Source organism: Campylobacter sp. FOBRC14 (genome assembly GCF_000287855.1).
Classification (GTDB): Bacteria; Campylobacterota; Campylobacteria; order Campylobacterales; family Campylobacteraceae; genus Campylobacter_A; species Campylobacter_A curvus.
Map to the genome: position 1 here is coordinate 170262 of NZ_ALJJ01000009.1, position 26915 is coordinate 197176.

Annotated in this window: 25 protein-coding genes and 1 tRNA gene; 19 read left to right on the forward strand and 7 right to left on the reverse strand. The window is 46.3% G+C overall.

What is annotated here, in order from left to right:
• Positions 1 to 74: 74 nt before the first annotated feature.
• Together HMPREF1139_RS04115 and HMPREF1139_RS04120 are read right to left on the reverse strand one after the other, a co-directional pair.
• On the reverse strand, positions 75 to 1595 hold the full coding sequence (locus HMPREF1139_RS04115; protein ID WP_009650277.1) for an AAA family ATPase: 1521 nt from the start codon (positions 1593 to 1595) through the stop codon (positions 75 to 77).
• Positions 1588 to 2457 (reverse strand): NAD(+) kinase, encoded by an 870-nt coding sequence (locus tag HMPREF1139_RS04120; RefSeq protein WP_009650171.1) that lies wholly within the window; start codon positions 2455 to 2457, stop codon positions 1588 to 1590. Before HMPREF1139_RS04120 ends, HMPREF1139_RS04115 begins: the two co-directional genes overlap by 8 nt.
• A 225-nt stretch (positions 2458 to 2682) precedes the next feature.
• Here HMPREF1139_RS04120 and aspS point away from each other — a divergent pair, with 225 nt between their 5' ends.
• Together aspS and HMPREF1139_RS04130 are read left to right on the forward strand one after the other, a co-directional pair.
• Positions 2683 to 4434, forward strand: coding sequence for an aspartate--tRNA ligase (gene aspS, locus HMPREF1139_RS04125; protein ID WP_034966132.1), 1752 nt, complete (start codon positions 2683 to 2685; stop codon positions 4432 to 4434).
• Between the two features lie 55 nt (positions 4435 to 4489).
• On the forward strand, positions 4490 to 5056 hold the full coding sequence (locus tag HMPREF1139_RS04130) for an adenylate kinase (RefSeq protein ID WP_009649933.1): 567 nt from the start codon (positions 4490 to 4492) through the stop codon (positions 5054 to 5056).
• Between the two features lie 299 nt (positions 5057 to 5355).
• Here HMPREF1139_RS04130 and HMPREF1139_RS04135 read toward each other — a convergent pair whose 3' ends face one another.
• The gene (locus tag HMPREF1139_RS04135) at positions 5356 to 7002 is read right to left on the reverse strand and encodes an L-lactate permease (RefSeq protein WP_009649927.1); all 1647 of its coding nucleotides are present in this window, start codon (positions 7000 to 7002) and stop codon (positions 5356 to 5358) included.
• Between the two features lie 14 nt (positions 7003 to 7016).
• Positions 7017 to 8189: an alpha-hydroxy acid oxidase gene (locus tag HMPREF1139_RS04140; protein WP_009649990.1), complete on the reverse strand. Its 1173-nt coding sequence runs from the start codon at positions 8187 to 8189 to the stop codon at positions 7017 to 7019.
• A 261-nt stretch (positions 8190 to 8450) separates the two neighbouring features.
• Between HMPREF1139_RS04140 and HMPREF1139_RS04145 the strand changes: the two genes are divergently transcribed.
• The 3 genes from HMPREF1139_RS04145 to HMPREF1139_RS04155 all read left to right on the forward strand — a co-directional run bounded on the left by HMPREF1139_RS04145 (position 8451) and on the right by HMPREF1139_RS04155 (position 9598).
• On the forward strand, positions 8451 to 8795 hold the full coding sequence (locus tag HMPREF1139_RS04145; protein ID WP_009650041.1) for a YgiW/YdeI family stress tolerance OB fold protein: 345 nt from the start codon (positions 8451 to 8453) through the stop codon (positions 8793 to 8795).
• 130 nt (positions 8796 to 8925) lie between these two features.
• Positions 8926 to 9444 (forward strand): inorganic diphosphatase, encoded by a 519-nt coding sequence (gene ppa / locus HMPREF1139_RS04150; RefSeq protein WP_009650160.1) that lies wholly within the window; start codon positions 8926 to 8928, stop codon positions 9442 to 9444.
• 77 nt (positions 9445 to 9521) lie between these two features.
• Positions 9522 to 9598 (forward strand) — tRNA-Ile (locus HMPREF1139_RS04155).
• A 17-nt stretch (positions 9599 to 9615) separates the two neighbouring features.
• Here the strand turns inward: HMPREF1139_RS04155 and HMPREF1139_RS11085 are convergent.
• The 3 genes from HMPREF1139_RS11085 to HMPREF1139_RS04165 all read right to left on the reverse strand — a co-directional run bounded on the left by HMPREF1139_RS11085 (position 9616) and on the right by HMPREF1139_RS04165 (position 12029).
• Positions 9616 to 10182, reverse strand: a complete 567-nt coding sequence (locus HMPREF1139_RS11085; protein WP_009650269.1) for a hypothetical protein — start codon at positions 10180 to 10182, stop codon at positions 9616 to 9618.
• A 33-nt stretch (positions 10183 to 10215) separates the two neighbouring features.
• Complete coding sequence (locus HMPREF1139_RS11090) at positions 10216 to 10698, reverse strand: Cj0814 family flagellar-dependent secreted protein (protein WP_009650078.1); 483 nt, start codon at positions 10696 to 10698, stop codon at positions 10216 to 10218.
• A gap of 224 nt (positions 10699 to 10922) precedes the next feature.
• Positions 10923 to 12029 (reverse strand): FtsW/RodA/SpoVE family cell cycle protein, encoded by a 1107-nt coding sequence (locus HMPREF1139_RS04165; RefSeq protein WP_009650359.1) that lies wholly within the window; start codon positions 12027 to 12029, stop codon positions 10923 to 10925.
• 47 nt (positions 12030 to 12076) lie between these two features.
• Between HMPREF1139_RS04165 and HMPREF1139_RS04170 the strand changes: the two genes are divergently transcribed.
• From HMPREF1139_RS04170 to mnmC, 14 genes are all read left to right on the forward strand, one after another.
• Complete coding sequence (locus HMPREF1139_RS04170) at positions 12077 to 13048, forward strand: RluA family pseudouridine synthase (RefSeq protein ID WP_009650163.1); 972 nt, start codon at positions 12077 to 12079, stop codon at positions 13046 to 13048.
• Positions 12981 to 13655 (forward strand): fibronectin type III domain-containing protein, encoded by a 675-nt coding sequence (locus HMPREF1139_RS12025; protein WP_169331155.1) that lies wholly within the window; start codon positions 12981 to 12983, stop codon positions 13653 to 13655. The genes HMPREF1139_RS04170 and HMPREF1139_RS12025 overlap by 68 nt, the downstream gene beginning before the upstream one ends.
• Before the next feature lie 4 nt (positions 13656 to 13659).
• Positions 13660 to 14190, forward strand: a complete 531-nt coding sequence (locus HMPREF1139_RS12030) for a fibronectin type III domain-containing protein (RefSeq protein WP_009650089.1) — start codon at positions 13660 to 13662, stop codon at positions 14188 to 14190.
• A complete protein-coding gene (gene trmB / locus HMPREF1139_RS04185; RefSeq protein ID WP_009650014.1) occupies positions 14190 to 15383 on the forward strand; it encodes a tRNA (guanosine(46)-N7)-methyltransferase TrmB in 1194 nt (397 codons plus the stop codon). The genes HMPREF1139_RS12030 and trmB overlap by 1 nt, the downstream gene beginning before the upstream one ends.
• Positions 15367 to 16038, forward strand: a complete 672-nt coding sequence (locus HMPREF1139_RS04190) for a cell division ATP-binding protein FtsE (protein WP_009650025.1) — start codon at positions 15367 to 15369, stop codon at positions 16036 to 16038. Before trmB ends, HMPREF1139_RS04190 begins: the two co-directional genes overlap by 17 nt.
• Positions 16025 to 16840, forward strand: coding sequence for a cell division protein FtsX (locus tag HMPREF1139_RS04195; protein ID WP_009650134.1), 816 nt, complete (start codon positions 16025 to 16027; stop codon positions 16838 to 16840). The genes HMPREF1139_RS04190 and HMPREF1139_RS04195 overlap by 14 nt, the downstream gene beginning before the upstream one ends.
• Positions 16837 to 18063, forward strand: a complete 1227-nt coding sequence (locus HMPREF1139_RS04200; RefSeq protein WP_009650186.1) for a murein hydrolase activator EnvC family protein — start codon at positions 16837 to 16839, stop codon at positions 18061 to 18063. The genes HMPREF1139_RS04195 and HMPREF1139_RS04200 overlap by 4 nt, the downstream gene beginning before the upstream one ends.
• A gap of 71 nt (positions 18064 to 18134) precedes the next feature.
• Positions 18135 to 18851, forward strand: coding sequence for a UMP kinase (pyrH, locus tag HMPREF1139_RS04205; protein WP_009650300.1), 717 nt, complete (start codon positions 18135 to 18137; stop codon positions 18849 to 18851).
• 18 nt (positions 18852 to 18869) lie between these two features.
• The gene (locus HMPREF1139_RS04210) at positions 18870 to 19085 is read left to right on the forward strand and encodes a DNA-directed RNA polymerase subunit omega (RefSeq protein WP_009650284.1); all 216 of its coding nucleotides are present in this window, start codon (positions 18870 to 18872) and stop codon (positions 19083 to 19085) included.
• A complete protein-coding gene (locus tag HMPREF1139_RS04215; RefSeq protein ID WP_009649958.1) occupies positions 19072 to 21261 on the forward strand; it encodes a RelA/SpoT family protein in 2190 nt (729 codons plus the stop codon). Before HMPREF1139_RS04210 ends, HMPREF1139_RS04215 begins: the two co-directional genes overlap by 14 nt.
• 15 nt (positions 21262 to 21276) lie before the next feature.
• On the forward strand, positions 21277 to 22482 hold the full coding sequence (tyrS, locus tag HMPREF1139_RS04220; protein WP_009650136.1) for a tyrosine--tRNA ligase: 1206 nt from the start codon (positions 21277 to 21279) through the stop codon (positions 22480 to 22482).
• Entirely contained in the window at positions 22482 to 23579 is a 1098-nt protein-coding gene (locus HMPREF1139_RS04225; RefSeq protein WP_009650131.1) for a nitronate monooxygenase, read from the forward strand. The genes tyrS and HMPREF1139_RS04225 overlap by 1 nt, the downstream gene beginning before the upstream one ends.
• Positions 23572 to 25047 carry an N-acetylmuramoyl-L-alanine amidase family protein gene (locus tag HMPREF1139_RS04230; protein WP_009650347.1) on the forward strand — a complete coding sequence of 492 codons (1476 nt, stop codon included), beginning with the start codon at positions 23572 to 23574 and terminating at the stop codon, positions 25045 to 25047. The genes HMPREF1139_RS04225 and HMPREF1139_RS04230 overlap by 8 nt, the downstream gene beginning before the upstream one ends.
• Positions 25047 to 26915, forward strand: coding sequence for a bifunctional tRNA (5-methylaminomethyl-2-thiouridine)(34)-methyltransferase MnmD/FAD-dependent 5-carboxymethylaminomethyl-2-thiouridine(34) oxidoreductase MnmC (gene mnmC / locus HMPREF1139_RS04235; RefSeq protein ID WP_009650052.1), 1869 nt, complete (start codon positions 25047 to 25049; stop codon positions 26913 to 26915). The genes HMPREF1139_RS04230 and mnmC overlap by 1 nt, the downstream gene beginning before the upstream one ends.

The following is a 26915-nucleotide window of genomic DNA, read 5'->3' on the forward strand; positions in this document are numbered from 1 at the left end:
AATCCTTAAAAATTCACAAAGTATTCTAGCGAATTTTTTTATTATCAAGCTTAAATGCAAAACTTAATCGTCCCTTATTTCAACAGCTCTTTGGCGAAATTTATGGCCTCATCCGTTATCTTTTCCCCGCTTATCATGCGCGCTAGCTCCGTCACTCGCTCATCTTTTTCAAGCTCTCTCACGCTTGAAGTCTCACCGTGCTTTTCGACCAAAAAGTGCGAATGGGCTTTGGAGCTGAGCTGAGGCTGATGACTGATCGCAAAAATTTGATAAAATTTGGCTAAATTTAGCAGCACGTTTGCGATACTCATCGCCTCTTTTCCGCTTAAATTTGCGTCTATTTCGTCCAAAATAATAACACCTTCACCGCTTTGAGTGATCTTGCTCTCGCTTGCGATGAAAGCCAGACGCAAGCGGTTTAGCTCTCCCGAGCTTAAATTTTTCAGATTCGTTTCATTTAAATTTAAAACGACCTCGTCGCGCCCAGTAGCGTCTAAATTTTTCTCGTTTAAATTTAGCGTTACGCCACTCATATAAAGCTCTTTTAAGTATGAATTTATCAGGCTTTCAAGCTCTTTTAGATTTGCCGCGCGAGTTTGGCTTAGCATCTTGGCAAGTGCGTTTATCTCGCTATTTGCAGATTTAAATTTACGCTCCAGCTCATCCTTTTCAAAGCTTATGTTTTCATATCTTGCCAGCTCGCTCTTACGCTTGGCTAGCGTCTCAAGCGCGTCTTCCTCGCTGCCGTATCTGCGAACGAGCGAATTTACCGCCTCTATACGATCAAGTACCGCTTCGACGTCGATGTCGTCAAGCTCTTCCATATTTAGGCTCTCGCGTGCGAGGCGCAGCTCGTTCATCGCCTCCTCAAAAAAGCTCGTATCAAGATCGCTGATATTTAGCGCCTCCATGACGCTATGCTCGACCTCGAACACACGCTCGGCTCTCGCCCACGCTTCGTTTATTTTGTCTTTTTTGCTAAGGCGTTTTTTAGTCTCCATCAGCTCGTCAAATTCGCCTTTTTTAGGGCTCACGGACTCTATCTTGTCGATCTCGAATTTTGCAAATTCCTTTAGCTCTTCAATCTTTTTTTCCTCGTCCATGATAGTCTTTAGCGCTCTTGAAATTTCATCAAATTCTTTAAATTTCGCCCTAAAACCCTCTAAAAATTCGCCGAATTTCGCGTCCTTTTTTGTCTGTAAAGCATCGAGTAAATTTAAAAATCTCTCGTTTTCAAACTCGTTTATCTCCTTTGCCGAGAGGTATTTGATGTGCTCTTTTGCAATCTGGGCGAGATTTTTTTTAGAGATCGCTTGCGAATTTACAAAATACCTCGCCGACTTGTCGCGGATAAATTTAAAGGTATTTACGCTCTCGTTTTCGATGCCAAACTCATCCATCTTAAACTCATGCTCCACATCGGCTTCGATCAGCCGCGCCTCGCTCTCTTTTAGCCCGAATACCGCCATTATCGCGCCCATAAGGACCGATTTGCCCGCACCGCTCACACCCGTAAATACGCTAAGACCCTCTTTAAAATTTAGCTCGGCCGACCGAAAACTTAAAAAATCTTTTATCAAAATTCGCTCAATCATTATAACCCCAGTGAAGTTTTTCTTTTAAAATTTGAAAATAATCCCTGCCTACATGCCTTATCAGACGTGCCGACTTGTCGCTCAGGCGCGCGCTGACGGCGGTCAAGTTTGACATCTTGTAACGATCCTGCCCATCGATAACGAGCATCGCATCGCTTGAAGTTTTAAATTTTGCCTCAAAGCCATGCGGAAGCACGACAGGACGTTGCGTTAGCGAGTGCGAACAGATCGGTGTCACGGTAAAAACGTCGCTTAGCGGATAGATGATCGGCCCGTTTGCGCTCATGTTATACGCCGTCGTGCCCACGGGTGTGGCGATGATGACGCCGTCGCCAAAGTAAGAGTTGAAGTATTTTCCGTTTAAACACGCCTCGATCTGAGTCATCGCCGCAGACTTCGCGCTCACGATCACCGCGTCGTTAAATGCTATCTTTTGCAGCGTATTGCCGCTTTTTTCGTGAAGGAAAACGTCAAGCATATGCGGCTTTTCCACCTCGAATTTACCCGCGAAAAAATCCGCGAAAAATTTCTCGCATTCATTCATCGTGATGTCCGTCAAAAACCCGAGTCGCCCGGCATGGATACCAAGCACGAAAGGTGAAATTTCGGCCGTTTGACGACAAAGCGAGATGATCGTGCCGTCTCCGCCCAAAGAGATCAAAAAATCGCAATTTCGAGCTAGCTCGCCCGTCTCGTATCCGCTTAAATTTAGCTCCTTTGCGACTACGCTCTCCAGCAAAATCTCCACCCCGTAGCCGGATAAAATTCTTTCTATCGTTTTTAAATTTTGCACCAATTCCGGGCTGGATTTTACCACGATACCGACTTTTTTAATGGTTTTTATGTTTAGATCTTTTTTCATTATTTATCTTTTAATTGTGTCGTTTTATTTTCCTATTATAGAAAATCCTATCAGAAAAACAGGATAAAATACTATCGCAACTCACCTTTGGTTTTTAAATCCGATTTTACCAAAATTTTATTTATACCCGCTTTTGGCAAAAATTTTATTTTGATTTTATTAAAAGCTCTGCAAAAGCAAATCTCATGTATAATTGCGCCTAAAAATAAGCAAGAAGGAGTGAAAATGCGAAGTCACTACTGCACAGACTTAGGTGTAGCTGACATAGGTAAAGAGGTCACGCTGTGCGGCTGGGTAAATACCTACCGCGACCACGGCGGCATCATATTTTTAGACCTGCGCGACAGGACGGGGCTCATCCAGCTAGTCTGCGACCCGGCTGACAGCAAGGACGCACACGAGACCGCGACAAAGGTGCGAAACGAATACGTCCTAAGAGCGCGTGGTAAAGTACGTGCCAGAGGCGAAGGGCTGGCAAATCCAAAGCTAAAAACGGGCGAGATAGAAGTCGTCGTAGATGAACTAATAATCGAAAATCCAAGCGAGGTGTTGCCATTTACGATAGGCGATGAAAGCGTAAATGAAGACATCAGGCTAAAATACCGCTTCCTCGATCTACGCAACGAGCGACTGCAAAATATCTTTAAAATGCGCTCACGAGCGGCGATAGCGGCTAGAAATTCGCTCGATAAAATGGGCTTTATCGAGTTTGAGACGCCGATCCTTACCCGCGCCACACCAGAGGGCGCACGCGACTATCTCGTGCCTAGCCGCGTCTATCCTGGTCAGTTTTACGCCCTACCGCAAAGCCCGCAGCTGTTTAAACAACTTTTGATGTGTTCGGGATTTGATAAATATTTCCAGATCGCAAAGTGCTTTCGCGACGAGGATCTGCGCGCCGATAGGCAGCCGGAATTTACGCAAATCGACATCGAGATGAGCTTTATCGAACAAGAAGACATCCTAAATATGGCTGAAACGATGCTAAAAGACGTATTTGCCGCTTGCGGATACGACATCAAAATCCCGTTTCGCCGTATGAGCTACCGCGAGGCGACCGAGACCTACGGCTCTGATAAACCTGACCTTCGCTACGATCTAAAAATGATCGATGTTATCGATATCTTCGCGCGATCAACGAATGAAATTTTTAGCAAGATCGCCGCTGAGCCAAAGAAAAATCGCATAAAAGCGCTCAAAGTACCAAACGGCGATAATATTTTTAGCAAACGCGAGATGAACCGCTTTGAAGAATTTGTGCGAAAATTTGGCGCACAGGGGCTTGGCTACTTCCAAATGAAAGAAGACGGCTTAAAAGGTCCGCTTTGTAAATTTTTCTCTGACGCTGATTTGGCCCAAATCGTCAGCCGTTGCGAGCTAGCCGTAGGCGATGTCGTATTTTTCGGCGCAGGAAAGAAAAAGGTCGTGCTTGATTACATGGGGCGATTTAGAATTTTCCTTGCCGAGCAAATGGGTATCATTGATCAAGACAAGATGGAGTTTTTGTGGGTCTTAGACTTCCCGATGTTCGAGCAAAACGACGATGGTAGCTACTCTGCGATGCACCATCCTTTCACAATGCCAAAAAATATCGACGAACCAGACCTCGAAGACATCCTTTCCGTTGCGCATGACGTGGTGCTAAACGGCTTTGAGCTAGGTGGGGGCAGCGTGAGGATACATAAAAACGACATCCAGCAAAAGGTGTTTAGGCTACTTGGTATCGAAGAAGCCGAACAGCGCGAGAAATTTGGCTTCTTGCTCGACGCGCTCAGCTTTGGTGCGCCACCGCACGGCGGCATCGCGATCGGCTTTGATAGGCTAAATATGCTAGTTAGCAAATCAGGCTCTATCCGCGACGTCATCGCATTTCCAAAGACCCAGCGCGCCCAGTGCCCGCTCACGAAAGCACCGAGTGCGCCAAGTGCCGAGCAGCTACGCGAACTTGGACTTAGGCTAAGAGAAAAAGAGAAGTGAAATTTATGCATTTGCCGCGAGCGCGTGGCAAATTTGCAAATTTAAAAGGAAATTTATGAAAAAACTATTTTTGATAATCGGTGCTCCGGGTAGCGGAAAGACGACGGATGCGAGCCTCATCGCAAAAGAGGACGACAAGTACGCGCATTTTTCTACAGGCGACCTGCTCCGAGCCGAAGTCGCCAGCGGTAGCGAGCTAGGCAAAAAGATCGACAGCTTCATCTCAAAAGGAAATTTAGTCCCGCTCGAAGTAGTCGTAAATGCGATAATCTCGGCGATCAAAGGCTCTGAAAAGTCAAACATCATCATCGACGGCTACCCTAGAAGCGTCGAGCAAATGACCGAGCTTGACAAGGTGCTAAGTGCGCAAAACGAGATAAATTTACGCGGCGTCATCGAAGTCGATGTGAGCGAAGCCATCGCTCGCGAGAGAGTGCTAGGACGCGCACGCGGAGCGGATGATAACAACGAAGTTTTCAACAACCGCATGAAAGTCTATCTTGACCCGATCGAGGCGATACGTAAATTTTACAAAGGTAAAAATCTGCTTCACGTCGTAAATGGTGAACGCACGATCGAACCGATCGTCGCCGACATAAAAAAACTCATCGAGAATTTATAAATTTTGGAGCTCAAGCGCTCCAAAATTTTAAAACTGTAAGGCTCTATTATTTCGTAAGACGCCATTCTCGGGCTATTGAAAGTGACAAGCGAAGTGAAAAATCGGCGATGATAGCGTCGCTTCATAAGGTTTTTTACAGGGATGCTGTTTGCATTCTCCTGCTTTGAAAACTAAAAATCAATGAAATATTTTAACAGAGCCAATTTTAAAAACCAACTAATAAACCCATCATAAAGTAAATTTCAAAGCATAAATTTTACCCCAAGATATCATCTCAAGGTAAAATTTAGCGCCTAAATTTATTTGATAAAATCCGTCACCACAGGCACGAGCTGCGGGAATACGTGTATCACAAGCCATGTGATCGCGCTTGCTAGCACGATGAAAATGAGCGAGTATTTGAGCGTAAATTTTAGCACCTCGCTCTCACGCCCCGCCATACCCACAGCCGCGCACGCTACGGCAATACTTTGCGGGCTGATGATCTTGCCCACGACCCCACCCACGGTGTTTGCCGCGAGAAATATCACTTCATGCACGCCAAGCTGGTTTGCCGTGACTTGCTGCAACGTGCCAAATAGCAGGTTTGCACTCGTGACCGAGCCCGTGAGAAACACGCCTAGCCAGCCGATGATCGGCGAAAAGAAGCCAAAGGCGTTACCCGTGCTGGAAAGTGCTAGCCCCATAGTCGCCGCTTGACCGCTGTATTTGGCAATGTAGGCGTAGGCGACGATGAGCCCGATCGTCACTATCGGTAGGCTCATCTCTTTGCCCGCTTGCTTTGCAGAGTCGAGCACGACGCTAAATTTGATGCGCAGGGCGAGGATAGTGAGCACCACCGCAAGTAGTATCGCCGTGCCGGTTGCTTTTATCACGCCCCAGCTATACACGGCGGCGATCGCCTGCTCGCCCTCTGAGATAGGCGCGCTTTGTACGACTACGTTGTGTAAATTTGGCACTTCAAATTTGATGTCGGCAAAGCTCATCGCGCTTTTAAAGGCGTCTAAATTCCACACCACAATCGCGGCGATAACAAAGCCAAACGGCAGCCATGCCTTTAAAATTTGCCCGACACTTAGACGCGGCGGCTCTAAATTTTGCTCGCCCTGCGCGGCGTCAAGTCTGAAAATATTTTTTATCTTCCAAATTCTCACCGATGCGCTCAAAAGTATGATAGAGACGATTGCAGAGGTGATATTTACGAGCTCTGGGCCTAAAAATTTAGCCGTCGCATACTGCGTGATGGTGTAGCTAGCCGCCGCGACCGTGACGTGAGGCAGGACGTCTTTAAATTTACCACCCACCAAAAACGCCAAGAAAAACGGCACTAAAAACGTGATCGGCGGCAGCATTCTAGCCGTCATCGTGGAGATGATCGTCGGGTCTAAATTTACCGTGCCAGCCAGAGCCGTGATCGGGATACCGACTGCACCAAACGCTGCACCTGCTGTGTTTGCGACCATGCTAAGTCCAGCTGCGCTTAGTGGCTTTAGCCCTAGCCCCATGAGAAGTGCCGCCGAGATCGCTACGGGCGCGCCAAAGCCGATCGCTCCCTCCAAAAACGAGCCGAAGCAAAACGCGATCAAGATGACTTGGATGCGGTGGTCGGGCGAGATGATGGTGATGCTCGTTTTTAGCGCCTCAAAATAGCCTGAATTTACGCTAAGCTTGTAAAGAAAAATGGCGCACAAGATGATCCAAGCGATCGGCCAAAGTCCGTATAAAAAGCCATACGCAAAGCTCGCAAACGCCGCAGATACGGGCATCTTGTAAAAAAGCACCGCTACGCCGGCACTCGCCGCGACCGTGAGAAACGCCGCGACGTAGCCTTTTAGCTTGAGCGCGACAAGCGAGAGCAAAAAGACAAATATCGGCAAAGCCGCCACGAGGGCGCTTAGCCAGATATTGCCCGCAGGATCGTAGTTTTGTAAAAAATATCCTTGCATGTTAAGTCCTAAATTTACCCCATTATCGGCGTCGGATACGTCCCGGGCACCAGGATGTCGCTCGTGACGTTTTGGATGTCGCGGTGACCGGCAAACGCCATCGTCGTGTCCATCTCGTCATACATGATTTGCAGTGCGCGCGTGACGCCATCCTCGCCGTATGCTCCCAGCCCATAGACAGGCGCGCGACCTAGCATGATGCCTCTTGCGCCCATCGCCCATGCTTTTAGCATGTCCTGACCGCTGTAAAATCCGCTATCGATCCATACCTCGGTCTTGTCGCCGACGGCTGAGACGATGTCCGGTAGGGCTTTGATCGCTGAAAGCGTGCCGTCCATCTGGCGTCCGCCATGGTTTGAGACGATGATCGCGTCAGCTCCGTGTTTGACGGCGAGCTGGGCATCTTCTGGTAGCATGATACCCTTTAAAATGATCTTGTCGCCCCATAAATTTTTGATCTCCTCGATGTCGCTCCATTGCAAGCTCGGGTCAAACTGCTCTTTCGTCCAGGAGCTTAGCGAGCTAAGGTCGCTCACGTTTTTAGCGTGTCCGGCGATGTTTCTAAACGTCCATCGGCGATTTTTGAGATAGCGAAGCCCCCATGGGATCTTGGTGCTTAAATTTATGAGATTTGGGATCGTAAATTTTGGCGGTGTGGAGAGTCCATTTTTGATGTCGCGATGGCGATTTCCCAGCACTTGCAGATCGACCGTGACGACGAGGGCAGAGCAGTTTGCGGCCTTTGCGCGGCGGATCAAGTCTTTCATAAATTCACGGTCTCGCATAACGTAAAGCTGAAACCAAAATGGCTCGACGCCAGCCTCCACGAGATCCTCGATCGAGCAGATCGACATCGTCGAGAGCGTAAAAGGGATGCCAAATTTTTGTGCGGCGCGCGCCATGTGTATCTCGCCATCCGCCCACATCATACCCATAAAGCCCACAGGTGCGGTCATCGCGGGAAATTTTGCCGTTTTGCCAAGCAGCTTCGTCTCTAAGCTTCGGTTTGCCATATCGACCAGAATTTTTTGTTTAAATTTGATCGGCTCAAAGTCGGTGTGGTTTTCGCGGTAGGTGCTCTGCGTCCAAGAGCCCGTATCTACGTATTCGTAGAACATTTTTGGGACGTTGCGGTAGCAAACGCGGCGTAAGTCCTCGATGTTTGTCATCAAAGAAAGGTCTTTCATTTTTTGTCCTTTTTTGGAAATTTAATTCGGAGTAATTATCTCCTATTTACTCTTTTGATACAATAAAAATATTGCTATAATTTTTTTCTTTCAATAATTTTTATTAAATGATTTTGGGAATACCACTAAAATTTCAATATGCAGACCTGTGCCGATTTAAGAACCTATATGACGCCAGTCTGTATTAACAAAAATTTCACAACGATCGATTAAAATGCGACTATGATTTTTCAAAAATCAAATAAAATCAAAGGACAAAACATGTTAAAGAAAATTTTAGTTTCAGCAGCGCTTGCGAGTGCGGTATTTGCAGCGGGTGGATTTACAGGCGCAGGCAGTGCGAGCGTAACTAGCGTAGCAAACGCTAAGACCCTAAAAGACGACGCGCCAGTCGTCCTAGAGGGCAAGATCAAGTCTCAGATCCGCTCCGAGCACTATACCTTTGTCGACAACAAGGGTGACACGATAGAGATCGAGATAGATGACAAGGACTGGGGCGGTGTGAAAGTCGATGAGAACACGCCTATACGCATCTATGGCGAGGTCGATAAAGGCTTTATGAAAGACGCGACGATAGACGTGAAACGCATTGAGATCGTGAAATGACTTGGGGCGGTTTTGCCGCCTGAAATCTTAAATTTTAGTTTTACTCCAAATTTAGCCGATTTTTTATATAATCGCACCATAAATTTCACAAGCGAAGCGTTAAATTTAACGTGAGCTAAAAAGGATAAAAATGGACATTTCAAAAATCAAAGTCGGCTCAAACCCCGATAAAATCAATGCCGTGATCGAGATCCCTTACGGCTCGAACATCAAATACGAGATCGACAAAGAAAGCGGTGCAGTGTGCGTCGATCGCGTGCTATACTCGGCGATGTTCTACCCTGCAAACTACGGCTTCGTGCCAAACACGCTCGCAGCCGACGGTGATCCTGCCGATATCCTCGTACTAAACGAATATCCGCTGCAAGCCGGCAGCGTGATCCCGTGCCGACTAATCGGCGTGCTCGTGATGGAGGATGAAGCTGGCATGGACGAGAAGCTTCTAGCCGTGCCTGTTAGCAAGATCGACCCACGATATGACGGCATCAAAAGCTATAAAGACTTGCCAGAGGCCACGCTAAATAAGATCAAAAATTTCTTTGAAACCTACAAAATCCTCGAACCAAATAAATGGGTAAAGGTCAAAGAATTTAAGTGCCAAGAGTGCGCGAAAGAAATTTTAGACGCAGCTATCAAAAACTATAAATAACAAAGCCTCGCACCCGAGGCTTATTTTTATATTTAAATAAGCTTTCCTCTTGTATAATCACATTTCATTTTAACTGCGGGTTCATAGCTCAGTTGGTTAGAGCATCCGGCTCATAACCGGATGGTCCCAGGTTCGAGTCCTGGTGAACCCACCACTTACGTAAATTCCTATCTACACCGCCGTCTCTTTAAAAAGTCTATCTATCCTGGCGTTTAGCGAATTTGAAATTTCATCCGCATCGTTTTTATCTTTTATCCCCACCAGCTCTTTATAAAGCTCGCTATTTAGACGACTTTTGATGATCTGCCTCATATCTTTCGTGCCGTTTATTATCTCATCTATCGTCGCATCATATCCATTGACGGTACCCTTGGCCATAGCTATACTTTGAGTCTTTATCTCAGGAGTCAGTCTCGTATCGCCGCCACTACTCGCAAATGGACGATAGCTCTTTAAAAATGCTACGAATACGCCCTCTTTTGCATATCCTTCATCGCCTCTATCATACACTGACATATCAGGATCGTAGTTGTAGGCCTTATTTAGACCATTGCTTTGCATCGCCTCTTTAGAAAAGTCAAGCTTCCTAACTATAAAGCTCACTCCAGCGATCTGTAGATCTTTGATAAGATCATAGGCTTGCGTATATTGCTGTGCCGTTTTAAAGATATTTGTGATCTTTGTATTTTCTACCTTCAAAAGTCTGTCTATCTTTTTACTTTCAAAATCAAACTGCATAGATATGCCTTTGGGCAGATCGTTCAAGTCTTGCTACGTGTAGATATCCTTGCTAGTCTTGATGATTTGATTAAATATTTTATAATACTGCCTTATAGTATCTGCCATATCGATATTTTCAAATATCTTTGTGTCGTTTCCTTTTAGTCCAAGCAGACTTGATATATGATTATCCTCGCTAAATTTACCTATCTCATCGAGCGTGCTTTTATGCAGTTTATATCCTTGCGGGAGTCCGGCCGCCTTGTTAAAGTCCTCTCCCATGAAGCCTTTTTCATCGACGCTGTATCCGTAGGCTTGATTTGAAGCGATGATGCTTGAATTTGGAAAGCCTGTTTGTGCGCTTTGGCTAAATTTAGCCTCACTTACCAAAAACGATGAGTCTAAATTTGCTATCTGTCTAGCATTGGCCGCAGCAGAGAAATTTGCAAAATCAACGCTTCGATCTTGCTTGTTTTTCTTTAAATTTGAGGCGGAGAATATGGAGCTATTCGTTTGATAAGAGACTGATATCATTGCTTATCCTTTTGGCAGTCTATTTTAAAAGGATAAGCAAGATTTATTCCTAAAAGAGCGGTTGAATTTATTTTAAATTTGCCGATATTAAGGACTACAAAGCGTGAAATTTAAAGGATATGTAATGATCAGTGCCATCAATGAAAACGGCGAGAGCTTATTTGAAATTTTAGAGAATTTAGCCAAGGCAAAGAGGAATATAAAGGCCTAATCCCTATAAAATTTTAAAATTTTATCTTCACCGAGCGATAGGTCGGGTCAAACCTAAAAGTCAGCAAATTCTGCAAAATTCCAAAAAGTACCATAAACGTGACAAAGCTACTGCCTCCGTAGCTGAAAAACGGCAGCGGCACCCCGACGACGGGGGCAAATCCGATAGTCATCGAGACATTCACACCCACATATATAAAGATGAGCGCCGCGATACCGGTGGCGACGACCTGCGTAAAAAAGTCGTTTTTAAGCCCATAGTTTAGGCTCAGCAGATGCGCTATCAACGCGCCGTAAAAGCTAAGTAGCCCCAGAGCCCCATAAAATCCGAAACGCTCGATATTATAAGCAAATATAAAATCGCTCGTGGCGATAGGCAAAAATTTAAAATGCGTCTGAGTCGCCTCGTCTTTTGGCTTGCCCTTCAGTCCGCCGCTTCCGATAGCGATGATGCTTTGTTTGACGTGATAGCTTGGCTCTTTGGAGACAAAGTCATATATTCGCTTTTTTTGATAATCGTGCAAATTCTCATACAAAACTGGCGTGCAAAAGCCGATCGCTAAAAATATACAGATCCAAATTTTTTTATTCACACCGATGACAAAAAGTATCGTGTAGCCCACGAGTAAAAGTATGAGCGCAGTGCCAAGATCGGGCTCTTTAAGGATCAAAGCAAACGGCAAAAGTATGTAAAAGCTAAGCCGTAAAAAGTCCTTTAGTCCGTATCCGTCCTCGCCCGGAGGACTGCGCTTGATTAGATATGCCAGCATCAGCAAAAAGGCCGGCTTCATGACCTCGGAGGGCTGAAGCGTAAAATGCACGAACGGGATTTCAAGCCATCTTCTAGCTCCAAGGCGGCTCACTCCAAACAGATCCACACTCAGCAAAAGCACGATACAAACCCAATAAAACATCGGTATTACCCACTCGATCCTACGAATAGGCAGCAAAAACGACAGACAAAACGCCAAAAATCCGACGCCAAAATATACGATCTGCTTGTTGGCTAAAATTTCGTTGGCCTCGGAGACTAAAATATACGACAATACGATGATCGGGATTATCAAAAAAAGCTGCAAAAAGTCAAAATGTGTTAAAATACGACGATCAAGTTTTATCAAGCGCAGGCCTTGTTTTTGGCTTGATTATATCACAAAGAAGGAATATTTTGGTTAATTTCGTCCAAACGCAAAGCTCGAGGCTTGATGTGGCGCTGGCAAGCGAGCTCAAAATTTCGCGCAACCAGGCTGCAAATTTGATCAAAAACGCCCTTGTGAGCGTAAATTCAAAGCCTGCTTTAAAGCCCTCCATGCAACTAAATCAAAATGATGAAATTTGCGTGAAATTTGCCCTGCCAAAGGAAAAAACGAACGATTATGAGGTAAATTTTGAAATTCCTGTCATTTACGAGGATGAGGATATCTTGGTGCTAAATAAACCCCCTCAAATAGTTGTCCACCAAGCCCCAAGCGTCAAAGAGGCCACGCTCGTAGAATGGCTCAATCAAAAAGGCTTCATGCTCTCGAATCTAAACGGCGATCTGCGTGCGGGTATCGTTCATAGACTGGACAAAGGCACGAGCGGAGCGATAGTCGTCGCTAAAAATAACGCCGCACACGCAGCCTTGAGCGCTCAGCTAAACGATAAAAGCATGGGCAGGATCTACCTGGCGCTGACCGATCTGCCACTAAAGCAAGAGTGTATAATCGACAAGCCTATCGGCAGGAGCCCGTCAAATCGCCTGAAAATGGGTATAGTCACAAACGGACGCCACGCTAAAAGCGCCTTTTTAAATTTAGTGCAAACGGACGAGGTAAATTTGATAGCCGCAAAGCTTTTTACAGGCCGTACCCATCAGATAAGGGCGCACCTAGCCAGCATAAATCGCCATATTTTGGGGGATAATTTATACGGATTTAAGAGCGAAAACGATAAAATCAAGCGAGTTATGCTCCATGCTTATATGCTTTATTTCTTCCATCCGCGAAGCGGCGAGAAGGTCGAATTTATCGCGCAAACATGGGATGACTTTAACCAGATCGTATATAAAAAAATTTCCAAGGAGTTATTTGATGAGAAAATTTGTCCGAAGTCTCTTGACGCCGCTTTTAGCGGCATTGATAGCTGGATGCGCATCTAGCGTTCCGACTCAGCAAAACCCGTCCCTACCGACAATCAACAGCCTAAAAACCATATCCGACATGACCGAAGTAGCCTTTGAATGGAGTCCGACAAACGACGAGAGCGTCATCGGATACTATCTTTACCGCTCAAATCCAAACGAGGCGAATTCCAAAATGCAGATCGTAGCAAACATCAAAGACCGCTTTGCGACACACTATGTAGATTACAACCTAGCCCCGGAAACCACATACGCATATCAGATGAGAAGCTATTCGCAAAATGCCATCTCGGGCCCTGGCGTGACCGTCACCGCGACCACAAAGGCACTACTAGACTCAGTCCCCTTCGCACAGGCTATCACGGGACTTCCTTCAAGAGTCAAGCTAGTATGGCGTCCGCATCCTGACACACGCGTCGCCAGCTATATCATAGAAAGAAGCGACGCAGGCAGGAACAACTGGAGCAAGATCGCAGAGGTCAAGGGCAGACTAAACGCCGAATACATCGATAGCGACGTAAAAGATGGCAAAGGGTATGAATATAGAATTTTCGTCAAAACCACATCCGGCACCGTCTCGAAACCTAGCCAAAACATAAGTGCGACCACAAAGGAGTTACCCTAGGGGCGTGACAAATTTACAGGCCACTACGACAGCGCCAAAAAAGATCGTCATCACTTGGGACAGCGCGGTAGGCAAGGATTTCTCTCACTACAACGTATATAGGACGATGAGTAAAATTTTGCCCTACACCTATCTGGCCAAGACTACGAGCAACTCATACGAGGATCTGCTGAATTCAAACGGCACGCAAAGATACTATAAGGTCACGGTCGTCGATAAAGACGATCTTGAAAGCCTAAAGCAAGACGAACCGATCCTTGGTCAGACGCTAGCCGCCCCTGCGGCTCCGACATTTACTTCGGCTTCGTTTGATGGTAGCGGTGCAAATTTAAGCTGGAACGGCGTAGAGCGCGCGACCTCATACACGCTTTATAGAGAGGGCGGCAGCGAGCGCACGATAAACGGCATCACCGGCACAAGCTACACCGATACCAGCGTGCAGCCGGGCGCTACCTACACCTATCAAATAATCGCAGTCGATGAATTTGGTATCGGCTCGGACAAATCGGCCAAAGTGGAAATAAGCATCAAATAATGCCAAATTTCATAGCCAAAAGCCTAAAAGACAAGGCCTATCCTTTCGGCAAAGATGATGTGTGGTTTTTGTGGGAGGCGCAAGGCAGGAGCGAAAAGCTGGTCTTCACTCAAAGCGCCGATGAAAATTTCTTTATTATCGTAAAAAAATACACGGATAAAGAGGGCTTTGTAATAAAAGGCGAAAAGCTAACAAAGCCTGCCAAGATAGGCCTTTTGCAAAAGGCGCTTTGCGTCTATCGCGACGAAAACACAAACGGCGTCTTAAGCGAAGCGATGGCGGTTAAAAGCACTCACCTCACGCGTAAAACTAGCGCTATCTCGGATATGAAAGAATTCCTGGCAGAATTTAACGAGCTACGGGCGAAATTTAGCCAAATTTTCATCGAGATCGGCTTTGGCTCGGGGCGTCATCTGCTATTTCAAGCGCAAAACAATGCCAAGGCCCTAGTCATCGGCATCGAGGTCTATAAACCAAGCATCGAGCAGGTCGCAAAGCTGGCAAACGCGCAAAATTTAAGCAACATCCGCCTAATAAACACCGACGCAAGGCTGTTTTTATCGCTTATAGGCTCAAATTTAGCGGATAAAATTTTCTTGCATTTTCCGGTACCTTGGGATAAGGCCGAGCACAGACGTGTCGTGTCGCAGGCCTTTGCAAAAGAGTGCGAGAGGGTTTTGAAAATAGGCGGAAATTTTGAGCTTAGGACCGACTCGCGCGAATACTGCGACTTTAGCATGCACCATTTCCTAGATCTAAACGGCGCTCAAATTTTAGTTTATAAAAACCGAAATTTACAAATCAGCAGTAAATACGAGGATCGCTGGAAACGCCAAGATAAGGATATTTACGATATGCTTTATACTTGTAACACCCTAAGCAGCGAACATGAGCTAAAGGGCGAGCTAAATTTCGCCGAAATTTACGATGTGCAAAAGATCGTTAGAAATTTTAAAAACGAGACGATAAAAATGGACGATTTTTTCGTGCATTTTGAGGAAATTTATATCATAGACGAGCAAAGCATACTGCTAAAAGTCGCTTTTGGCGCATTCAATAAACCTGAACAATGCTTTGTAAAGCTAGACGCAAATGGGTGTGAGTATTTCATAAAAAAGCCCCTGCTCACAAGAGAAAATTTAAGTGCGCATGCAGTTTTGAAGGAGTATTTGGCAAATGCAAGAAATTATTAGCGCTCGCAATCTAAGCCTCGCATACGAACGCAACGAGATCGTGATAAATAGTGCAAATTTAGACATCATGGCAAATGATTTTGTATTTATAACAGGCAAAAGCGGAAGCGGCAAATCTACGCTGCTAAAGTCGTTTTATGGCGAGATAGCGCCGCTAGCGGGCGATCTAAACGTCTGCATGGCCTCGATGAGAGGCATAAACGATAAGGAGCTCAGCGAGCTTAGACAAAGGGTTGGGATAATATTTCAAAACTATCGCCTCATAAACGAGTGGAGCGTCGAGAAAAACGTGATGCTGCCTCTCATCATCAAGGGCATAACTCAAAGCGTATGTAAAAAACAGGTCACAAAGCTGCTAAAGCACGTCAATATGCTTCATAAAGCAGACAAATACCCGGTCGAGCTAAGCGGCGGCGAGCAGCAACGAGTCGCGATGGCAAGGGCCTTGGCGCATAATCCGAATTTGCTTTTATGCGACGAGCCGACCGGAAATTTAGACGAATATTCAAGCGACGTCATCTGGTCGCTACTAAAATCCGCACGAGAATTCCTAGGCACGAGCGTGGTCGTGGTGACACACCACATACCATCGACCCTGCGCATACCGTATCGACATTTCGTCATAGAAAACGGAGGCGTGCATGAAATCGCTTAGAGATCATTTGGGATTTATATTCCCGCTAATCGCTTTGCTTTTTGCAGCGGAATTTAGCATGACGGCGGACAAGGTAGTAAAAAACTATGAAAATTTGATGAGCAACGACTATAATATCGTTATCGTCTCGAACAAAGAGCTAAACGACGCGGATATAAGGCCTCTGGTCAATACTTTCGCCTCGCTCGAACCTCTTAGCACCAAAAAGATAATCGACAGACTCTCAAACGACATCTCATCTAAAAATTTATCCGTCTTGCAAAACGCTTTACCTAAATTTTACTCGCTGAAGCTAAATTCCTTCCCGACACCAAAATTTATGAACGACGTAAAAGCCAAACTGCAAAAGATAGACGGAGTTAGCCGCGTCGAGACCTTTTCCAGGACGCACGACAAGGTCTTTAAAATTTTAAATTTAGCCAAGATGCTTTCATATATGTTCATGTGTATCTTAGGCGTCATCGGCATAATGCTTATGTTCAAGCAAGTTAGGATTTGGCTTTACGAGCATAAGGAGCGCATCGAGATAATGACGCTATTTGGCGCGCCTTTTTGGCTAAAAAGCGCCATGCTTTATAAAAGTGCAATAACAGACAGTATCGTAGCCACGCTGATCGTCGGAGGATTTTTCTTTGCCCTGCCTAATATCGAGTTTTTCAGCGATCTTGTAGGACAGATCGATGTCACCCTACCAACCCTTGATATAACAAAAGAGATGCCGATACTCTTTGGTATCGCACTTTTACTTAGTGTATTCGTAGTCAGCCTCGTGATGAGAAAAGCGAGAAAAAGCGATATATGAGAAAATTTATATTTATCCTGGCTTTTTTGAGCGGACTGCTCGCCGCACCAAGCACGCAAGAAAAGATAAAAGACTCCACAAGCTCGCTACGCTCTAGCGAGGCGATGTCGCAGCAGCTAAACAAAAAGCTTGACGATCTGGCAAGCGACATCGTGAGCGGTGAGAAAAAGCTAAAGGGAATAGGCTCTGATATATCAAATTTAAAGTCTCAAATTTCAGCCCTAGAAGGTAACGCGACAAACGCACTTGGCGAGCTTGACAAGCTTACTAAGCAAAATCAAGAGCTAGCCAAAACGCAAAAAGAGCTCGAGCAAAATATGATAAGGATAATCGCCGAGGATCTGTCGTTTGACCTGCTTTTATCGGGTGATGAGAGCAAAGAGAGCGAGGATAGCATCATGGTCTCGCAAATTTTAACGAAGCTAAACAGCATAACAAAAGAGGATTTTAAAAAGCTCAGCAAAAACTACGAAGATACGATAAATCAGATAAAATCGCAATCAAGCAAGATAAACGAGATAAATTCCAGTATAAAAAACTATAGACGCAAGCAAAGCGACCTCGTAGCGCTTGAAAGCAACCAAAAAAGCACTATAAACAACCTAAAAAGAGACAAGGAAATTTACACCAAAAAGCTCGCAAAGCTCCAAGCTCAACAAGATGAGCTAAGAAAGACACTCGAGCAGCTAGCGATCATGCAAAAACGCGAGGACGCGGCGGCTCAAGAGGCTAGACGCAAAGCCGAGCAAAAAACAGCCAGCGGTAAGCCAAAAGTCGGCGACTCCGGCGTGAAGCAAATGGGCTCGAGCTATCAAACAAGCTCGGTCAAAAGATACACTGGAGCAAAGACGATAGCGCCTTTAGAGGGCTTTAGCGTGAAGCAAAAATTCGGCAACTATGTTGATCCCATATATAACATCAAAATTTTCAACGAGTCTGTGGTGCTACGCTCGAACACTCCTGACGCAAAGGTGAAAAGCGTGCTAAACGGCAAGGTCGTCTTTGCCAAACAAACCCCCATGCTAGATAATGTCGTCATCGTAGAAAACGATAACGGTATCCACACCATATACGCTCATCTAAGCCAGATAGCCCCCACCATAAAGGTCGGCTCAATGGTGCAAAAAGGATACGTGATCGGACGAGTCAGAAACGATCTGACATTTGAAGTGACGCAAAAAAACTACCACATCGACCCGCTCGAGCTCATCAGCCTAAAATAGCCACTCTTGCGCTGCATTAACTAAATTTAAAGCCTTTTTGGCTAAAATGCGTGAATTTCAAGGAGCAAAACATGAGTGACAAAAAGCGTGTATTGGTGAAATTTTCCGGTGAGGCGCTCGCCGGAGATAGCGGCTTTGGCATAGATACGGCTATACTGAAATTTATCGCTGATGAGATAAAAGAGCTCGTAACAAACGGCACTGAGGTATGTATCGTGATCGGCGGGGGCAATATCATCAGGGGCGTGAGTGCGGCAAAAGACGGCATCATAAGGCGCACGAGCGGCGATCATATGGGCATGCTGGCGACTGTGATAAATTCTATCGCGATGCGCGAGGCTTTAGAGCGGGGCGGACTTGATGTGAGGGTGCAAAGCGCGATAAAAATGGAAGCCATCTGTGAGACCTTTATCGTAGGCCGTGCAAACAGACACCTTGAAAAAGGCCGCGTCGTTATATTTGCCGCGGGGACTGGCAACCCTTTCTTCACGACCGATACAGCAGCTACGCTAAGAGCTATCGAGATAGGCTCTGATATGATCATCAAAGCCACCAAGGTAGACGGTGTTTACGACAAAGATCCAAATAAATTCAAAGACGCGAAACTACTAAAATCGCTAAGCTACGAAAAGGCGATGAGCGACGATATAAAGGTCATGGACGACACGGCTATCGCACTTGCCAAAGACAACTCGCTGCCTATTTTGGTCTGCAATATGTTCAAGCAAGGCAACCTGCTAAAAATCATCAGCGAAGATGCGAAAGCGCTGTATTCGATAGTAAAATAAAATTTTAAAAGGATAAAAATGAGAACCGAACAAATCACGGCAAAAGCACTAAAACAAATCGGAGACGACAGATACAAGCTGTCTTTGATCGTGGCAAAACGCGCCGAAGCGCTTGCAAACGGCGCGCAAGCGCTCATAGACGGCGATACTTCCAAGATGAAATTTGCCGATATCGCACTCATGGAAGTCGCAGAGGGAAAGATAGGGCTAGAGGCTATTGTTGAAGGAAAATAGTATATTCATAGAGCAGCTCATAGACGAGATATCGGCATGTAGAAACGTGCCCGATGTCATGGCGCTGCTCTTTTCGCTCTGCGAGCAAACACCGCTACTGCAAAAGGCCATAGACACCTGCGTGACTTCGCACTCCGGTCAATACCGAAAAAGCGGCGAACCGTATGCGATACATCCTATCTTGGTCGCTTGCATCGTCTCGTATATGGGTGGCGATGAAAATATGGTCATCGCCGCGCTCCTACACGACGTGGTCGAGGACACCGACACTACGTTAGCGCAGGTGAAAACGGAATTTGGCGAAGAGGTCGCAAAGCTGGTCGAAGGACTCACCAAGATCGTAGCCATAAGAGAGGACAAACTCGCAAGCTCCGATAGCAACGAGCGCTTAGCCTCGTCCGCCCTTACGTTTAGGCGTATGCTTTTAATATCCATCGAAGACGTGCGCGTGCTTGTCGTAAAGCTTTGCGATAGGCTGCACAACATGCTCACTCTCGATGCGCTGGCACCCGAAAAGCAAAAACGCATAGCCGAAGAGACACTGATGGTTTACGCTCCGATCGCGCATAGACTTGGAATTTCATCTATCAAAAATTTGCTCGAAGATCTAAGCTTTAAATACGCCATGCCCGATGAATACGCCAAAATTTACAACTACCTGGATAAGCACAAGCAGCAGCTCGCGTTAAAGCTCAACGCCTTTTATGAAAAAGTCGGTCAAATTTTACTTCAAAACGGCTTTAGCGAGGGAAGCTTTGAAATTCAAAAACGTATAAAGCACTACTACTCGATATACCTAAAAATGCAACGAAAGGGCATCTCTATCGAGGAGGTGCTTGACTTGTTAGCTATACGCATCATCGTGCAAAAACCGCTTGATTGCTACCTTGCGCTTGGAAATTTACATATAAATTTCAACCCTTTGATCTCGCGCTTTAAGGACTATATCGCGCTTCCAAAACAAAACGGCTATCAGACTATCCATACGACGATATTTGATAACAAAAGTATATTTGAAGCGCAGGTTCGCACCTACGATATGCACAAAACCGCCGAATACGGCGTCGCCGCGCACTGGAAATACAAAAACGGCGAAGGCAGCTTACTAAATCCTAAACTAGACTGGCTAAACGATATCGGCATGCAAAACGGCGAAAGCGAGAACAACCCTGAAGAGCTTTACGAATACGCAAAAGATAGCCTTTATATCGAGGATATCGCGGTATATTCGCCAAAAGGCGAGGTCTTTACCTTGCCGCGCGGAGCGACTGCGCTTGATTACGCGTATGAAATTCACACCGAAATAGGCCTTTACGCCAAAGAAGCTTATATAAACCGCGTCAAGATGCCGCTTCTAACAGAGCTTAAAAACGGCGATATCGTGCGCATCGTGACAGGAGACGAGGCAAAGTATCGCTGCTCATGGATGAATAGCGTGCGAACCGGTAAAGCGCGCGCGACTATCCGATCGTTTTGCAAGCAAAAGATAAAAGAGATAAATCATAAAATCGCCGTCGATATCCTAAAATCAGTCTTTAGCGTATCCTCTCAAAGGATCTTGGACTGGATAGAGCGCGAAAATTTAAGCAAGAAAATTTTTAAAGCCGCGACCGACTCCGTGTATCTGCAAGAGGTAGCCAACGCTCTTAAAAAATACATCCGCAAAGAGCGTCCGTTTTTGATAGCACTTGGCGACAAATACCAGATCAAAAAGCAGAAATTTGAAAATATCGTGATATACTCGAACCATAAAATAAATAACGTCGAGTTTGATTATTGCTGCAACCCTAAACGAGGCGACAGCATCGTAGGCTTTAAAAACGGACACACCGTGACCGTGCACCATAAGCTCTGCGAAAGAGCGGGCAAACTGATGGATAAAAACGAGGAGATCATCTTCGTCAAATGGACCAGAAATGCGCCGTATAGATATAAAATTTTGCTAAATTTAGAAAACCGCAAAGGCTCGCTGGCGGAATTCCTGACCTACCTGGCGCGGCTTGACGTAAATTTAGCTACAATCATGCTAAACGAAGCCAACGACGTTACGGGAGATTTGTTTGAGCTTAGCGTCGAGATAGCCGAAAATATCGATGCTAACGACATAAGAGACAAGCTAAAAGAGCGCTATAAGATAATCGATTTCGTATCGCAAAGCGACCCGTATCATAACTAAATTTAAGGAGAAAAAATGGTTGATTTGATGCAAATAATGCAAGAGGTCAAACGAGGCGTCGCCGAGATGATCGACGAGGATCGTATATTTAATTTGATCAAAAATTTCTATGAAAAAGGCGAAAATTTTTACGTGAAAGCGGGTTTTGACCCGACAGCACCCGACCTTCATCTAGGCCACACCGTAGTACTTGGCAAGATGGCGCTTTTGCAAAAGCACGGTGCGATCGTGCAGTTTTTGATAGGCGATTTCACTGGGCAGATCGGCGATCCTAGCGGCAAATCCGCCACCAGAAAGAAGCTCGATAAGCAGACCGTGCTAAAAAACGCCAAAACCTACGAGGAGCAGGTTTTTAAAATTTTAGACCCCGCAAAGACAAAGATAATGTTTAACTCGACCTGGTCAAACGAGCTAGGCGCGGCTGGAATGATCGAACTGGCTAGCACATTTCCGGTAGCTCGTATGCTCGAGCGAGACGACTTTGAAAAGCGCATAAAGGCCGGCACGCCGATCTCGATAAGTGAGTTTTTATATCCGCTCATGCAAGGCTATGATAGCGTCGCGATGAAATGCGACATCGAAATGGGCGGTACGGATCAAAAATTTAACCTTCTCATGGGACGCACGTTGCAGCGAATTTACAATGTCGGTAAAGAGCAAGCCGTCATCATGATGCCGCTACTTGAGGGGCTTGACGGCGTAAATAAAATGAGTAAAAGCCTAGGCAACTACATCGGCGTGACGGACGTACCAAACGAGATGTTTGCCAAAACGCTAAGTATCAGCGACGAGCTCATGTGGCGCTGGTATGATCTTTTGAGTGAAAAGAGCACAGGCGAGATAGCCGCGCTAAGAGCTAGCGTAGATGCAGGCAAATACCACCCCAAAAAAGCCAAAGAGGATCTGGCCTACGAGATCACGGCTCGCTATCACGGCGAGGCTGCGGCGAAGGCGGCATGCGAGGAATTTAACAGCGTTCACGTGCAAAATCAGATCCCAAGCGATCTTGAAACCTTTGAGATGAGCTCTCCTGCTTGGATAGTCGAGGCATTGACTCACTGCAAGCTATGTCCTACGAATTCTCAAGCACGTCGCGATATCGCCGCAAATGCCGTGAGCGTGGATCAAAAAAAGATAAACGACGAGCAGCTAAAGCTTGATAGCGGAATTTACGTTTTACAAGTAGGCAAGAAAAAATTTGCGAGGCTAAAGGTCGTCTGATGGAATTCAAACCGCTAAAAATAGGACAATACGAGATAAAATACCCGATATTTCAAGGCGGCATGGGGCTTGGTATCAGCTGGGACAAGCTGGCTGGCAACGTAAGCCTGGAAGGCGGCCTTGGGATAATCAGCTCCGTAGGCACGGGATACTATGAAAACCGCGCATATATCAGTAAGGAACTAAACGCAAAACCTTTTGGCAGCGAAAATTTTTATTCTACGGCGGGCCTAAAAGCTATCGTCGCAAACGCTCGTAAAATTTGCGGCGATCTGCCCCTTGGTGTAAATATCATGTATGCGGCAAACGACTACGCAAGAGTCGTCAAAGACGCATGTGAGGCCGGGATCAACATCATCGTCTCAGGCGCCGGACTGCCTACGAATCTACCCGAATTTACCGAAAATTTCAAAAATATCGCGCTAGTGCCTATCGTCTCAAGCGCCAAAGCCCTTAAAATCATCTGTAAGCGTTGGATGCAGCGCTATAAACGCCTACCCGATGCAGTAGTGCTGGAAGGTCCCCTAAGTGGCGGCCATCAGGGCTTTACCTATGAGCAGTGCATAGACCCCGAGTATCAGCTAGAAAAGCTCATCGCGCCGGTCAAAGAGGAGATAAAGGAGTGGGGAGATTTCCCGCTCATCGCTGCCGGCGGCATCTGGGATAAAAAGGACATCGAAAAGGTCATGCAGCTTGGCGCAGACGGCGTGCAGATGGGTACTCGCTTCATCGGCACCTACGAATGCGACGCAAATATCCGCTTCAAAGAGGTCATCTTAAACGCCAAAAAAGAGGACATCGAGCTTATAAAAAGCCCGGTAGGCTATCCTGCGCGCGGTATCCGCACAAATCTGCTAAATTTAGTCGATAAGCGACAAGGCCCGAAAATTCAATGTATCAGCAACTGTGTGAGCCCTTGTCAGCGCGGTAAAGAGGCTAAGCAAGTAGGATACTGCATCGCAGACAGGCTGTTTGACTCGTATTCCGGCAACGTCGATACCGGGCTATTTTTCACCGGAGCAAACGGCTACAAACTAAAAGAGATAATAAGCGTCAAAGAGCTTATGGCAAAGTTGGTGCACGGCGAAGATGACTAGGATAATTTTTGTCGTTTTGATGCTCACGATGAGCCTTTTTAGCGCAAACGAGGCTCAAATTTTTTCAAATTTCGATAGAAATTTCGCCACGTCTACAAAGGCACAAAAGAGTAAATTTCACAACGATATCAAGCAAATTTACGTCCAAGCCATCATCAACAACGATAAAAATTTAAAAAAACAGACCCTCTCAAGACTCATCATAAGCTCAAAAGCCCTAGGCCTTGACAGTAGCTCTTATCTAAACGACTTAAACGAGCTAAACGGCGCAAAACCCGCCAAAACAAATAACCTCGATACCCAAGCCAGGCAAACGCAAACGCCTATCAAGCAAACGCCAAGCACCAGGCCGCTTTATCTGCTAAGCGCTACAAAAAACGGCGATACCTTGGTATTAAAATTCAACCAGCCGCTTGACACGTCAAAGCTAAAGACCTCAGCGCTAAATCAAAAAAATATCTACCGAAACATCATGGATATAGAGGGCGTCCTAAACGGTAGCAGTCTCACGTATAAAAATTTCATCACGCAAGAGGTGCACATAGCGCAGTTTGACAAAAATACCATACGTATAGTCTTTAGCGACAGGGCGCAAAAAACGATAAAAGCAAACGTCATAGGCGACGCTTTGGTCATAAGCAGTGAAAATTTCGTCTCGAACGAAAAGATAAACGCGCCGCTTACCAAGCAGCCCGTTAAAACGCAGCAAAGCACGCCTATACCGCCGGCTCAAGCCCAGCCCCCTAAAACTCCCGCCGCACCGACAAGCCAGCCGAGGCCACACCATATCACGGGCGGTAAAACGATAGTCATCGACCCGGGTCACGGCGGCAGCGATCCTGGCGCCATAAGCGGCAAGATGCAAGAAAAAGTCGCCGTTTTGGCCGTGGGTAAAAAGCTTGGCGAAATTTTGAAAAAACGCGGCTATAAGGTCTATTTCACGCGCTCGAACGACACCTTCATAAATTTACGCACGCGCACTAAATATGCAAACGATAAAATGGCCGACCTCTTCGTCTCCATCCATGCAAATGCCGCTCCAAATGCGGTAAAAGCGGCCAGCATGCACGGCATAGAGACGTTTTTCCTCTCGCCTGCGCGCTCCGAGCGCAGTAAAAACGCCGCCGCACTGGAAAATAAATCCGACATAGAAGAGATGAACTACTTTTCGCAGCAGACATTTTTAAACGTCCTAAACCGCGAGAAGATCATCGCCTCAAACAAGCTTGGCATCGACATGCAGCGCGAGCTACTGGCTCAAGCCAGAAAGGTTTATAGTGCGAGTGACGGCGGCGTCAGAGAAGCGCCGTTTTGGGTGCTCGTGGGTGCTCTCATGCCAGCAGTGCTAGTAGAGATAGGCTACATCACGCACCCCGTGGAGGGTAAAATGCTCTACGACGACGCATATCAAAACGCCCTGGCGCTTGGCATTGCAAACGGCGTGGATTCTTATTTTGCTAAAAACTGATGAAAAACGCAGCCGTAAGCTTTAAGGGCAAGACCGCGTTCAATGCGCAGTTTGACGACATCTACTTCAATACCGATAAGCCCTGGTGCGAGAGCGAATACGTCTTTGCAAAGGGACTTGATGAAATTTGGCATGAGCAAGATCGCTTCATCGTCGCTGAAACGGGCTTTGGCGCGGGGCTAAATTTCCTCACGCTTTGCAAGAAATTTCAAAATAGCGGCAAGAGGCTACATTTCGTGAGCATCGAGGCAAACCCTATCGCAAAGCACGATCTAGCTGAAATTTATGAAAATTTAGGAAAATTTAAAACCCTGGCTAAAAAGCTTGCCAGGCTCTATCCGCCACTCGTTCGAGGTATCCACAGGATAGAATTTAGCGAGTTCATCACGCTTGATCTTTGCTTTGGCGATGTGCTTGAAATTTTGCCCGAGCTTGATTTCAAGGCCGATGTTTGGTTTATGGACGGCTTTGCTCCGAGCAAAAACGAGGCTATGTGGAGCGAGGCGGTGTTTAAGCACATCGCGCGCCTGACGCGTTTGGGCGGCATGGTGCGGACGTATTCTTGTGCCAAGATCGTGCGCGAGCGCCTTGTTCGGGCGGGCTTTTGGCTAGAGCTTCGCAAAGGATACGGCAAAAAACGGCAAATGAGCCACGCCGTATTGAAGCAAAGCTATGAAATTTCAAAAGATCCGTGGTTTGCAAGATGCGAAACGGCGCTAAATTTAGCCCGCACACCGAGAGCTCTCATCATAGGAGCGGGCATCGCGGGGCTAGCTACGGCCGTAGAGCTTAGCAAAAACGGCTTTGACGTGACGCTAGCCGAGGCAAAAGGCGCGGTCGCCACGAACGGCTCCGGCAATTACTGCGGTGTTTTGATGCCGCTCATCACAAAACCCGAGGTAAATTTAGGGCGCATGCACCTAAACGCCTTTTTGCAGGCGGCTAGGTTTTACAGATCCGCTATGAACGAGCGATATATAAAATTTAGCGGCTGCATCGACTACGCATACGACGAGCTGCTGGCCAAGCGCTTTGAGAGCTGGCGCGATGAAGATGCCGATGAGATTTTCAAATTTGACAAGGCCGCAAAGCCCTATCCTGCGATGTTTATAAAAGACGGCGCATACGCCAGACCGCGAAAAATGTGTGAAAAGATCGCTAAAGATTTAAACGTCCTTTTCACTCACGAATACCTTAGCCACAAGCACCTAAAAAACGGGCAGATCAGCGTGAAATTCAAAAACGCCAAGAGCCTAAAGACCGATATTTTGGTCTTTGCGACGGGCAGCAAAAGCGCTGAAATTTTCAAAGAAAAAGAGATACTGCTAAGCTCTGTCCGCGGGCAAGTCACTCACATCGAGCCGCTCGTAGATACCCACATGCCCTTTAGCGCATTTGGCTACGTCTGCCCTAGTATCTGGGGCGTGCAGGTGATCGGCGCGACATACGCCAGAAACGAAATTTGCGATGAAGCCAGAGACGAGGACGACGCGGAAAATTTAAGCAAGGTGAGCGAATTTCTAGACGTCAAAAAAGCGCGTATCATCGGCTCAAAGGTCGGCTACAGAAGCTACAGCAGCGACCGCTTCCCGGTCATTGGTGCGCTTTATGATGAGGAATTTTACAAGCAAAGCTATAAAGATCTCTTTTGGAGCAAGCACAAAGACACGAACCCTACAGCCGTTTATGAGCCAAACGTTTTTGTAAATATCGCTCACGGCTCGCGCGGACTTTGCACTGCGATACTTGGAGCCAAGCTTATCGGCGATCTCGTGCTAAAGCGCCCGCTTTGCATAGAAAAGTCGCTATTTAACGACCTTCACGCAGCGAGATTTTTAGTGCGAAGGCTAAAACGCGGGCAAAAATAG